The organism is Acidovorax sp. LjRoot117 (assembly GCF_964252695.1).
In the GTDB taxonomy this organism is placed as follows: Bacteria; Pseudomonadota; Gammaproteobacteria; order Burkholderiales; family Burkholderiaceae_C; genus Acidovorax.
On record NZ_CAXUPO020000015.1, the window covers coordinates 73,374 to 85,026 of the forward strand.

Here is an 11,653-nt window from a genome sequence, read left to right on the forward strand (position 1 = left end):
GAGCTACCGTGCTGCTGCTGTCGTCAGGCTGGTGAGCATCATGGCCAGTGGCAGGGTCGGCAGCAGCGCGTCCACCCGGTCGAGCACGCCGCCGTGGCCGGGCAGCAGGTTGCTGCTGTCCTTGACGCCAGCGCTGCGCTTGATGAGGGACTCCACCAGGTCGCCCGAGACGCTCATGGCCACCATGAACAGCGCCGCGATCACCAGCAGCCACCAGCCTTGCTGCGCCATGCGGCTGTAGAAACTGGGCACGGCAGCCTGCCAGTGCGCGTCAGCGGCCACCCAGACGAACGCCATGACCACCACGCCCGCCAGCCCACCCCACACGCCTTCCCAGCTCTTGCCGGGACTGATCGAGGGGGCCAGCTTGCCCTTGGTGAAGCGCAGCCCGAAAGCGCGGCCGGCGAAATACGCGAAGATGTCGGCCACCCACACCAGCAGCAGCACCGACAGCAAGAAATTGATGCCCACATTGCGCGCCTGAACGACCGCAAGCCAGGCCAGCCACAGCGCCAGCACGCCCGCCACCAGCCGCACGGCGGAAGGAATGCGCGGCCAGCCCGGAACCCCGGCCTTGAGCAGCCAAGCGGTGGACAGCACCCACAGCCCCCCGCCCACGACCCAGAGCGCCGTCAACGGCCGCTCCACCCAGCCCAGAGCCCAGGACCCCGCGCACAGCGCGACGCAGGCGGCGCCCACAGCCACCGAGCCTGCCTGTCCGAAACCGCTCAGGCGCCCCCACTCCCAGGCACCGGCGGCCATGAGCACCAGCACCACGACGGTGAACGGCACGGTGGACGCGTAAAAAAGCGCCGGCAGCAAGATGGCCAGCAGGACGAGGGCTGTGATGACACGCTGTTTGAGCATGGGACCTTTCAGAACCCGTTCAGGTTCTCAACCGGGCATCGGCTGGGGATGCGCGGACAGGATCTGTTCGGAGGTTTTACCAAAACGGCGTTCGCGGCCACTGTAGGCTGCAATCGCCTCATCCAGCGCCGACTCATCGAAATCCGGCCACAGCCGGTCACTGAAAATGAACTCGGAGTATGCAGCCTGCCACAGCAGAAAATTGCTGATCCGCATTTCGCCCCCGGTGCGGATCACGAGATCGGGGTCGGGCACGTGGGCCAGGCCCATCGCGCCGTGCAGGCTCGCTTCGGTGATGGGCTCTCCGCGTGCGGCCAGCGATGCCGCCGCCTGGGCGATGTCCCAGCGGCCCCCATAGTTGAAGCAGACGTTCAGAATCAGGCGGTCGTTGCCCGCCGTGGCGGCCTCCGCCTGGGCCAGGCCGCCCTGCACCTTGGGCGAAAGACCTGCGCGGTCGCCCACGAAGTACAGGCGCACGCCGTCCTTCTTGAGCTCGGGCACCTCGCGCGCGAGCGCCAGGGCCAGCAGCTCCATGAGGCCGGAGACCTCTTCCGCGGGGCGGTTCCAGTTTTCGGACGAAAAGGCAAAGACGGTCAGCACCGCCACGCCCCGCTGCGCGCAGGCACGGGCACAGCGGCGCAGCGAATCCACCCCTTGCTTGTGGCCTGCCAGGCGCGGCAGGAAGCGGCGCTTGGCCCAGCGGCCGTTGCCATCCATGACGATGGCGATGTGGTGAGGCACCACCGGAGATTCAGACATGCAGAACGTTCAGAGAACCCTGGTAACGGGAACTCAGACCGCCATGATTTCCTGTTCCTTGGCCGCCACCAGCGCATCGATCTCTGCGATGTGCCGGTCGGTGAACTTCTGCACGTCGGTTTCGGCGCGCTTTTGGTCGTCTTCGGACGCGAGCTTGTCCTTGACCAGCTTCTTGACCGATTCGTTGGCATCGCGGCGCAGGTTGCGCACCGCGATCTTGGCGCTCTCGCCTTCGTTGCGGGCCAGCTTGGTCATTTCCTTGCGGCGCTCTTCGCTCATGGGCGGCATCGGCACGCGGATGAGGTCGCCCAGGGAGGCGGGATTCAGGCCCAGGTCGCTTTCGCGGATGGCCTTCTCGATCTTGGCGCCCATGCCCTTTTCCCAGGGCTGGACGCTGATGGTGCGCGCATCGATCAGGGAGACGTTGGCCACCTGGCTCAGCGGCACGAACGAGCCGTAGTACTCCACCTGGACCGAATCGAGCAATGCGGGATTGGCACGGCCGGTGCGGATCTTCTGCAGGTTGTTCTTGAACGCCCCGATGGACTGGTCCATCTTGGTTTCTGCATTTTTCTTGATATCGGCAATCGTCATATTGTTCTCCTCTAGCCAGTCACCGGCAATGCGCAGCGCGGCGGCAAATCATCAAGCGTAAACCAGCGTACCTTCGTCTTCGCCCATCACCACGCGCTTCAAGGCGCCGTGCTTGATGATGGAGAACACGCGCACCGGCAGTTTCTGGTCGCGGCACAGCGCGAATGCCGTCGCATCCATGATGCCCAGGTTGCGGGACATGGCCTCGTCGAAGCTGAGCTTGGTGTAGCGTGTGGCGGTCGGGTCTTTCTGGGGGTCGGCAGTATAAACGCCGTCCACCTTGGTGGCCTTGAGCACCAGCTCGGCGCCGATCTCGGCACCACGCAGGGCCGCAGCCGTGTCGGTGGTGAAGAAGGGGTTGCCCGTGCCAGCCGCGAAGACCACGACCTTGCCCTCTTCGAGGTACTGCAGCGCTTTGGGCCGCACATAGGGCTCGACCACCTGTTCGATGGCAATGGCGGACATTACGCGGGCCACCAGGCCCTGCTTGTCCATCGCGTCGGCCAGGGCCAGCGCGTTCATCACGGTGGCCAGCATGCCCATGTAGTCGGCCGTGGCCCGGTCCATGCCGACCGAGCCGCCCGCCACACCGCGGAAAATGTTGCCCCCACCGATCACCACGGCCACCTGGACACCCAGGCGGGTCACTTCGGCGATCTCTTCCACCATGCGCACGATGGTCGCGCGGTTGATGCCAAAGGCGTCGTCACCCATCAGCGCCTCACCAGACAGCTTGAGCAGGATGCGCTTGTGGGCTGGTGCGGCGTGGGACATGTGTGATTTCTCCAAAGGCAATACGTACGGCGATGTGTGCGGGGGCAGGGCTTTTTTGCGGCCTGTCAGGCTGCAGCAGCCTTGGCGGCGGCGACTTGTGCGGCCACTTCGGCAGCGAAGTCGTCGGCCTTCTTCTCGATGCCTTCACCCACGACGTAGAGCGTGAAGCCCTTCACGTTGGTGTTGGCAGCCTTGAGCATCTGGGCCACGGTCTGCTTGCCATCGGCGGCCTTCACGAAGACCTGGTCAGCCAGCGAGACTTCCTTGAGGTACTTCTGCACGGCGCCGTCGATGCGCTTGGCGGTGATTTCAGCGCTTTGCGCGGGCTTGCCGGCAGCCACCAGTTCCTTGTTGGCTTCGTCGGCCTTGCCTTCGGCGACCGAGCGCTCCTTGGCGATCAGTTCGGCAGGCACGTCGGCGCTGGTCAGGGACACGGGCTTCATGGCAGCCACGTGCATGGCCACGTCCTTGGCGGCCGCAGCGTCACCGACGAATTCGACGACCACGCCGATGCGCGAGCCGTGCAGGTAGGCCGCCAGGTTGGAGCCGCTGAAGTGCTTGAAGCGGCGGAACGACATGTTCTCGCCGATCTTGCCGATCAGGCCCTTGCGCACGTCTTCCAGGGTGGGGCCGAAACTGTCTTGCTCGTAGGGCAGTGCACCCAGGGCTTCGATGTTGGCGGGGTTGTGCTCGGCCACCAGCTTGGCAGCGGCGTTGGCCATGGCCAGGAAGCTGTCGTTCTTGGACACGAAGTCGGTTTCGCTGTTGACTTCGATCAGCGCGCCCACGTTGCCGTTGATGAAGCTGGCGACCACGCCTTCGGCGGTGACGCGCGAAGCAGCCTTGCCGGCCTTGGTGCCGAGCTTGACGCGCAGCAGCTCTTCAGCCTTGGCCAGATCGCCTTCGGCTTCCGTCAGGGCCTTCTTGCATTCCATCATGGGAGCGTCGGTCTTGGCGCGCAGTTCGGCGACCATGCTTGCGGTAATTGCAGCCATCTTTGTTCCTTCAGTGTTCAGTTCAATCGATTGATCGGATCGGATCGGATTGGGTTCAGCCTAAAAAAAAGGGGGCTAACCAGGAGCCCCGCTTTCATTCGCGACGAGTCGCGCAGCCGGGTATCAGGCGGCGGCTTCTTGCACTTCCACGAACTCGTCGGAGCTCTCGGTCGTGGTAGCGGCCTTGACCACTTCGTTCACGGCATTGGCACGGCCTTCGATGATCGCGTCGGCGATACCGCGGGCGTACAGCGTCACGGCCTTGGCCGAGTCGTCGTTGCCGGGGATCACGTAGTCGATGCCTTCAGGCGAGTGGTTCGTGTCGACCACACCGATCAGCGGGATGCCCAGCTTCTTGGCTTCGGCCACGGCGATCTTGTGGAAGCCCACGTCGATGATGAAGATGGCGTCGGGCAGAGCAGCCATGTCCTGGATGCCGCCGATGTCCTTTTCGAGCTTGGCGATTTCGCGGGAGAACGTCAGTTGCTCCTTCTTGCTCAGGCTGTCGAGGCCAGCTTCTTGCTGGGCCTTCATGTCCTTGAGGCGCTTGATCGAGGTCTTGACCGTCTTGAAGTTGGTCAGCATGCCGCCGAGCCAGCGCTGGTCCACGAAGGGCACGCCAGCGCGCAGGGCTTCGGTGGACAGGATTTCACGGGCTTGGCGCTTCGTGCCGACCATCAGGATCGTGCCGCGATTGGCTGCCAGTTGCTTGGCGAACTTCTGGGCTTCCTGGAACAGTGGCAGCGACTTTTCCAGGTTGATGATGTGAATCTTGTTGCGATGGCCGAAGATGTAGGGGGCCATCTTGGGGTTCCAGAAGCGGGTTTGGTGACCGAAGTGGACACCGGCTTCCAGCATTTCGCGCATGGTAACGGACATAAAAATACTCCAAAGGTTGGGTCTAAAATCCAGCCCCAATACTTGCGCTACGGTGCTTTTGCACCCGCAGCGCAACACCTTGACAGGGCTGGTTTGCGATTGGTCTTGCGAAAGCTGCCCCACGTGCCGACTGCGGTGCCCGTTGACGACGATCGACTTCAAGCCGATGACCCCCACACTGCACAGCCGCCTTGCACGCGCTACTGCTCCCAGCAAAACCCAAAGATTCTAGCACACCCATGTTTGCCGACCTGATCGCCACCCGGGGCAGCCTGCACGCCGGCGCCACCACCTCGCCCGCCGAACTGGAACGCTGCATCGCTGCCGCCCAGGCGCCCGCCAACGCGCACAGCTTCGTCCGCGCCGACTTCGATTCGGCACGCACCACGGCGGTGCAGCCCGGCATCACCCAACTACCCTTGGCAGGTCTGGCCGTGTCGGTCAAGGACCTGTTCGATGTGGCGGGCCAGCCCACCACAGCAGGCTCCACGGCCCTGGCAGGCGCCCCGCTGGCGGTTGCCGACAGCCCTGCCGTGGCGCGCCTGCGCGCCGCAGGGGCCAGCCTCATCGGGCGCACGAACATGGTGGAGTTCGCCTTTTCGGGCGTGGGTGTGAACCCGCACTTCGGCACACCGGCGGCGTTCGACGCGCTGCACGGCGCCCTGCCTGGCGCGCCGCGCGTGCCGGGCGGCTCCTCGTCGGGCGCCGGGGTCTCGGTGGCCACGGGCGCGGCGTTCATCGGCCTGGGGTCGGACACTGGCGGCTCCATCCGCATTCCGGCAGCGCTCAACGGCATCGTGGGGTTCAAGAACACGGCGCGGCTCGTGCCGACGTCGGGCGCCGTGCCGCTGTCCACCACGCTCGACACCGCCTGCGCACTGACCCGCACGGTGCGCGATGCCATCGTGGCGCACGAAATCCTGGCCGCCCGCCGCGTGACGCGCAGCCAGGCGCCGCTGTCCCTGTACCGCCTGGCCATGCCCCGCACGCTGTTCCTGGACGGCATGGACGCCACCGTGGCGCGCGCCTTCGAGCGCACCCTCTCCACGCTGCGCGCCGCCGGGGCGACCATCGACACCATCGACCTTCCAGCCGTGCAGGAGCAGCCCGCCTACGGTTTCGCCGCACCGGAGGCTTATGCCTGGCACCGCGATCTGCTCCAGCAGGTGCCGGAGCGCTACGACCCCCGGGTGCGCCAGCGGATCGAAAAAGGCGCCACGCTGATGGCCTGGGAATACATCGACCTGCTGCAGGCGCGCCAGCAATGGATTGCGCGCATGCACGCGGCCATCGACGGGTACGACGCCCTGCTGTCGCCCACGGTGCCCATCGTGGCGCCCTTGCAGTCGGACGTGGCGCCCGGGGCCGAACGCGACACCGAGTTCTTTCGCGTCAACAATCTGCTGCTGCGCAATACCAGCGTCATCAACCTGCTGGACGGCTGCGCGCTCTCGCTGCCCTGCCACGTGGCCGGGGAACTCCCGGTCGGCATCATGGTCTGGCACGGGGCGCTGCGGGATGATGCGGTGCTCAATGTCGGCCAGCAGATCGAGCAAATACTACAAAAACAATAGCTGTCAGCGCTTGCCCATCAAGCGCCAACGCCTCAAAACACGCATATTCATGAAGATTGCCATCGTGGGCGCCGGCATTGTCGGCGTCACCACTGCCTACGAACTGGCCAGCGACGGCCACGAGGTCACCGTCTTTGAACAGCGCAGCGCCGCCGCCGAAGAGGCGAGCTTTGCCACGGCCGGCCTGCTGGCCCCCCATCTGCTGAACCCCTGGGCCGTACCCGGCTTCGGCCACGCGCTGCGGCTCACGGGCGCCCACGCCACGCTGCGGCTGGCCGGCGGCATGGGGCGCGCCAACCTCGCATGGCTGTGGCGCTGGCGCAGCGCCGCGCGCCAGCACAGCGCCCCGGCCGCAGCCCTCGAACGCCTGGCGCAGTACAGCCTGGCGCGGCTCAAGACCATCGCCATCCAGCACGAGCTCGACTTCGAAGCCTGCGACGGGCGGCTGGTGCTGCTGCGCAGCGAGGCCGAACGCCACGCGCTGCAGCCTGCGCTGCAGGTGCTGCGCGATGCGGGCGTGGCCGTGCACGAGATCGACGCCGACGCAGCGCGCAAGATCGAGCCCGGCCTGTCGCCCGAAGCCCCCCTGGCAGGCGCCATCCACCTGCCGGAGGCCTGGGCGGGCAACTGCCGCCTGTTTGCCCAGTTGCTGCGCCAGGGCACGCAGGGCGCGGGCGTGCAGTTCGCGTTCGGCACCCGCATCGACCGCGTCAGCAGCAGCCCCACCGGCGTGGCCGTGCAGGGCGAGGCCGAGCTGCGCCGCTTCGACGCGGTGGTGCTGTGCGCGGGCATGGCCTCTGCCGCCCTGCTGCCCGCGTTGGGCCTGGGCCTGCCGATGACCGCCGTGTATGGCTACTCGGTGAGCGCGCCTCTGCGGGAAGACACCCACGCTCCGCGCTCCAGCGTGGTGGACATGGCCCAGCAGATCAGCATCACCCGGCTGGGCCAGCGCGTGCGCATCGCCGGCGGCGCCGAGCTGGCGGGTGCCGGTGCCGAGCACCACACGCCCACGCTGCAGCGCCTGTACCGCACGCTCAACGACTGGTTTCCGGGCGGCGCGCAGCTGTCCTCCAGCCTGCAGATCTGGCGCGGCGCCCGCACCATGCTGCCCGACGGGGCGCCGGTGGTCGGCGCGAGCGGCCTGCCGGGCCTGTGGCTCAACACCGGCCACGGCGCCGGCGGCTGGGCCCTGGCCTGCGGCAGCGCGCGGGCCGTGGCCGATCTGGTGGCGCAACGCGAGCCCGAGATCAACCTCGACGGCCTGGGCATCCGCAGGTTCTGACACGCCCCGGCCCCCGCAGCACGCGCGGCAGGTACTTGCCCCCGGCACACCGGCAGGCTGGGCCAGGCCGCCGGCCGGGCATGCAGGCTGCCGGGGTTGGGATCTTTCGGTCCCCACCAACGCGATGAGCCCCCCCCCCGCAAGGCGCGAGGGGCACAATGACCGCCATCACAGCTTGCAGCATTGCAGCGCGCCGTAAGCGGTCCCGGACCGCACCTGGCGCGCGCGCCCCCCCACACCCCATGCACCGCATCGCTCCCCACCAGCCCCACCCGCTGTTCAACACCGCGGCCACCCGGCGCATCGAGCACGCGGCTGCAGCCGCCCTGCCCCCGCACACGCTGATGCAGCGCGCGGGCAGTGCCGTGGCCCGGCTGGCCCTGGCCCTTGCCCCACATGCCCGCACGGTGTGGATCGCCTGCGGCCCGGGCAACAACGGCGGAGACGGCCTGGAAGCCGCCGCCCATCTGCAGCGCAGCGGCCGCCAGGTGGTGGTGACCTGGCTGGGCGAGCCCGACCGCGCGCCGGCCGACGCACTGGCGTCATGGCACCGGGCGCGCGATGCGGGCGTGCGCTGGGCCGAGGGCCCGCCCGGGCAGATGACGGCTGCAGACCTGTGCATCGATGCGCTGCTGGGCATCGGCGTGTCGTCGCAACCCACCGAACCCAGCCGCGTGCAGGACCCACGCCTGCTGGCCTGCCTGCACGCACTGCGCGCCAGCCCGGCGCCGGTGCTGTGCGTCGACCTGCCCAGCGGGCTGGATGCCGACACCGGCCAGTTCGCCAGCGGACTCACGCCCGCGCCCGAGCACCACCTGCCTGCCGCCCGCCACACCGCACCCGCGCGCCACACGCTGAGCCTGCTCACCCTGAAGCCCGGGCTGTTCACCGCCGCCGGGCGCGATGCGGCGGGGCAGGTGTGGCTGGACACCCTGGGCATGGACATCGGCCAGGCGACCCCCTCCGCCTGGCTGTCGGGCCCCGCCCACGCAACGCCGCGTGCGCATGCCAGCCACAAGGGCAGCTACGGCGATGTGGCCGTGGTGGGTGGCGAGGGCCTGGCCGACCGCGGCATGGGCATGGGTGGCGCGGCGCTGCTGGCGGCGTCGGCGGCCCTGCACGCGGGGGCGGGCCGGGTGCTGGTTGCGCTGCTCGACCACGGGCACCTGCAGCTGGACCTGCAGCAGCCTGAACTCATGTTCCGCCGGTTCGAGGCGCTGGACCTGGAGCAGCTCACCGTCGTCTGCGGTTGCGGGGGCGGCCAGGCCGTGGAGCGCGTGCTGTCCGACGTCATCGAACGTGCGGCGCGCCTGGTGCTGGATGCCGATGCGCTCAACGCCATCGCACCCAACGCCGCGCTGCATGCGCTGGTGGTCGCACGCGGCCAGCGCGGCCAGCCGACGGTGCTGACGCCCCACCCGCTTGAAGCCGCACGGCTGCTGGGCCTGTCCACCGCGGAGGTGCAGGCCGACCGCCTGGCCGCGGCGCACCAGCTGGCAGCCCAGTTCAACTGTGTTGCGGTGCTCAAGGGCTCAGGCACCGTGGTGGCGGCGGCCGACCGGGTGCCGGCCATCAACCCCACCGGCAACGCCCGGCTGGCCACGGCAGGCACCGGTGATGTGCTGGCTGGCATGGTGGGGGCCCACCTGGCGGCAGGTGCCAGCGCTTTGCGCGCCGCCAGCGAAGCGGTGTACCTGCACGGGCAGGCTGCGGATGACTGGCCTGCCGGGTACGCACTGACCGCCAGCGCGCTGGCGCGGCGATTGGGTAGTTGACGCAGCGCTTTGCGGGCAGAAAGACAAAGGCACATCGCACATCGCGCGTTGCCTTGGTTGAGCTGCGCCGCAAGGCCACCCAGGCCGCCGCGGTCCTGCGTTGCCTTCGACCTCCACCTCGTCCTCGACCCCGGCAGCAGGGGCGCAGGTCGCAATGCTGGGTGCAGCGCCTGCCTGACCCTCACCTGCTCCTCACCTGACGCTCACGCCAGCAGCGTGACTTGCCTCAAGGGCTTGAGCACGCTCGACGGCGTCATGCCGAAGGTCTGGCGGAACATGCGGCTGAAATGCGCCGAGTCGGCAAACTCGCCGTGCAGTGCCGCGTCGGTCAGGCGGGGGCTGACGGCCAGGCCCGCCATGGCCAGCCGCACCTGCGACCACACCCGGTAGCTGCGCAGGCTCACCCCCATCTCGGCGCGAAACAGGTGGTTGAAACGCGAGGGGGACAGCTGCACGCCAGCTGCCAGCCCGGCGCGTGCAATGCGCTCAGAACGCTCCGGGCGCTCCTGCGGAGGGTGACGCAAAGCCTGCAAGCTGCGCGCCACCCGCGCATCCAGCGGCCGCCCCGGGTCACCACCCAGGCTCGGCAGCAATGCGGGCAGGTCGAAGTGCCGCAGATAGACATCCATGGTGCTGCGCGCCGCCACAGGCACCGCCACATCCAGCACCACCCCGCCCAGTTGCTCGAACGGTCGGCGCAGGCTGCGTGCCTCGCGGGTGTCGGGCTCCAGGTACACCAACGCCACCGTCTCGCCGCACGGGTCGAACACATGCTCGACGCCTGCCGCCACGAGCGCGCTGCGGCAGGTCTCCGCCCGCCCCGCGCCCCAGTGCAACGCAAACCGGCCCGACAGCCCGATCAGCAGAACGGAAGCGGCATGGCAGTGCCAGCCCGTGGCCGGAATCTCGCCCACATAGAGCGCCTTGTCAGTGCACAGAGTCAGTGTGTTGGTCGCTGGCATAGCCCAAACCTGCAAGTTTTATGAGCGTGTTCTCGGTAGCCTCGCCCGTCCGCCATGACGCGACGACGCACCGGCACACCGCGTGGCACCACCCACGCAACCCGCTGCACCGCAGCATGAACACACCACTTCTCGGAGACCCGCTCTTGAAACGCATCGCTTTCTTTTCTGCAGCTGCAGCAGCAGCCCTGGCCCTGATGATGAGCGCCACCGCGCTCTACTACGGCGCTCCGTCGCTGTTCAAGGAGTCGTTGCTGCGCCTGAACCGCAGCCTGTCGGGCATGGAAGAAAAGACCGTCGCCGCCGCGATGCACACCGTGCACTACCTGGACAGCGGCACGCCCAAAGCCCCCGCGCCGCAGGGCGCCCGCGACGGCGGCTCGCCCATCGTCTTGCTGCACGGCATTTTTGCGGAGAAGGACCATTGGGTGGATTTTGCGCGACCCCTGACCGGCCAGTACCGCGTGATTGCCCCCGACATTCCCGGCTTTGGCGAGAGCACCCGGCGTGACGACCAGCCGTACGACTATGCCGCGCACACGCGGCGCCTGGCCGCGTGGCTCGATGCAGTGGGTCTGGAGCGCGTTCACCTGGCGGGCAACTCCATGGGCGGCACCATCGCTGCGTTTTTTGCCACGCAGTACCCGGACCGCGTGGCCAGCGTGGCCTTCATCGGTGCACCGCACGGCATCCGGTCCCCACAACCCAGCGCCATGGACCGGCTGATCGACGCGGGGCAACGTCCCCTCGTGGCGCACGATGCGGCAGCCTTTGACGCCATGATGGCGCTGGTGTTTGAAAAGCGCCCCTTCCTCCCCTACCCCATCCTGCAGGCCTCCGAGCAGGATGCCTTGCGCAACGCGGCATCGAACACCCGGCTGTGGGACGCGCAGTTGAAGGACCGCTACCTGCTGGAACAGCACCTGGGCCAGTTGCGGAGCCACCCCATCCTTGCGCTGTGGGGCGGCAGCGACCGCGTGTTCGACCCGTCAGGGCTGCAGCGGCTGCAGACACGGTTACCGCAGGCCCGCACCGAAACGCTGCCCGGCATCGGCCACCTGCCCATGATGGAAGCACCGGCAGACACAGCGCAGCGATACGCCCGTTTTCTGGAGTCGCTGGCCGAGGCTGCTCAATCTGGTCAATCTGCCCAGGCGGCTGCCGGCTTCATGAAATAAAAATAGCCGCTACC

Annotated in this window: 11 protein-coding genes; 4 read left to right on the forward strand and 7 right to left on the reverse strand. The window is 67.9% G+C overall.

Annotation, left to right across the window (positions count from 1 at the left end; translation table 11 throughout):
* Positions 1-3 precede the first annotated feature (3 nt).
* The 6 genes from ACSQ3D_RS25125 to rpsB all read right to left on the reverse strand — a co-directional run bounded on the left by ACSQ3D_RS25125 (position 4) and on the right by rpsB (position 4,868).
* Positions 4-867, reverse strand: coding sequence for a phosphatidate cytidylyltransferase (locus ACSQ3D_RS25125; RefSeq protein ID WP_396505796.1), 864 nt, complete (start codon positions 865-867; stop codon positions 4-6).
* A gap of 27 nt (positions 868-894) precedes the next feature.
* Positions 895-1,626: a polyprenyl diphosphate synthase gene (gene uppS, locus ACSQ3D_RS25130; RefSeq protein ID WP_436128643.1), complete on the reverse strand. Its 732-nt coding sequence runs from the start codon at positions 1,624-1,626 to the stop codon at positions 895-897.
* Positions 1,627-1,659: 33 nt separating this feature from the next.
* Entirely contained in the window at positions 1,660-2,220 is a 561-nt protein-coding gene (gene frr, locus ACSQ3D_RS25135; RefSeq protein ID WP_056413354.1) for a ribosome recycling factor, read from the reverse strand.
* Between the two features lie 51 nt (positions 2,221-2,271).
* Positions 2,272-2,994 carry a UMP kinase gene (gene pyrH / locus ACSQ3D_RS25140; RefSeq protein WP_056413356.1) on the reverse strand — a complete coding sequence of 241 codons (723 nt, stop codon included), beginning with the start codon at positions 2,992-2,994 and terminating at the stop codon, positions 2,272-2,274.
* Positions 2,995-3,059: 65 nt separating this feature from the next.
* On the reverse strand, positions 3,060-3,989 hold the full coding sequence (tsf, locus tag ACSQ3D_RS25145) for a translation elongation factor Ts (RefSeq protein WP_436128644.1): 930 nt from the start codon (positions 3,987-3,989) through the stop codon (positions 3,060-3,062).
* A 123-nt stretch (positions 3,990-4,112) separates the two neighbouring features.
* Positions 4,113-4,868 carry a 30S ribosomal protein S2 gene (gene rpsB, locus ACSQ3D_RS25150; protein ID WP_056413362.1) on the reverse strand — a complete coding sequence of 252 codons (756 nt, stop codon included), beginning with the start codon at positions 4,866-4,868 and terminating at the stop codon, positions 4,113-4,115.
* Positions 4,869-5,107: 239 nt separating this feature from the next.
* Here rpsB and ACSQ3D_RS25155 point away from each other — a divergent pair, with 239 nt between their 5' ends.
* The 3 genes from ACSQ3D_RS25155 to ACSQ3D_RS25165 all read left to right on the forward strand — a co-directional run bounded on the left by ACSQ3D_RS25155 (position 5,108) and on the right by ACSQ3D_RS25165 (position 9,499).
* Positions 5,108-6,442, forward strand: a complete 1,335-nt coding sequence (locus ACSQ3D_RS25155) for an amidase (RefSeq protein WP_436128645.1) — start codon at positions 5,108-5,110, stop codon at positions 6,440-6,442.
* Positions 6,443-6,491: 49 nt separating this feature from the next.
* Entirely contained in the window at positions 6,492-7,724 is a 1,233-nt protein-coding gene (locus ACSQ3D_RS25160; protein ID WP_436128646.1) for an FAD-dependent oxidoreductase, read from the forward strand.
* Between the two features lie 242 nt (positions 7,725-7,966).
* Entirely contained in the window at positions 7,967-9,499 is a 1,533-nt protein-coding gene (locus ACSQ3D_RS25165) for an NAD(P)H-hydrate dehydratase (protein WP_436128647.1), read from the forward strand.
* A 203-nt stretch (positions 9,500-9,702) separates the two neighbouring features.
* Here ACSQ3D_RS25165 and ACSQ3D_RS25170 read toward each other — a convergent pair whose 3' ends face one another.
* Positions 9,703-10,461 (reverse strand): helix-turn-helix domain-containing protein, encoded by a 759-nt coding sequence (locus ACSQ3D_RS25170; RefSeq protein WP_436128648.1) that lies wholly within the window; start codon positions 10,459-10,461, stop codon positions 9,703-9,705.
* A 146-nt stretch (positions 10,462-10,607) separates the two neighbouring features.
* On the opposite strand from ACSQ3D_RS25170, the gene ACSQ3D_RS25175 reads away from it, so the two are divergent.
* Positions 10,608-11,639, forward strand: coding sequence for an alpha/beta fold hydrolase (locus tag ACSQ3D_RS25175; protein ID WP_436128649.1), 1,032 nt, complete (start codon positions 10,608-10,610; stop codon positions 11,637-11,639).
* Positions 11,640-11,653: the final 14 nt, after the last annotated feature.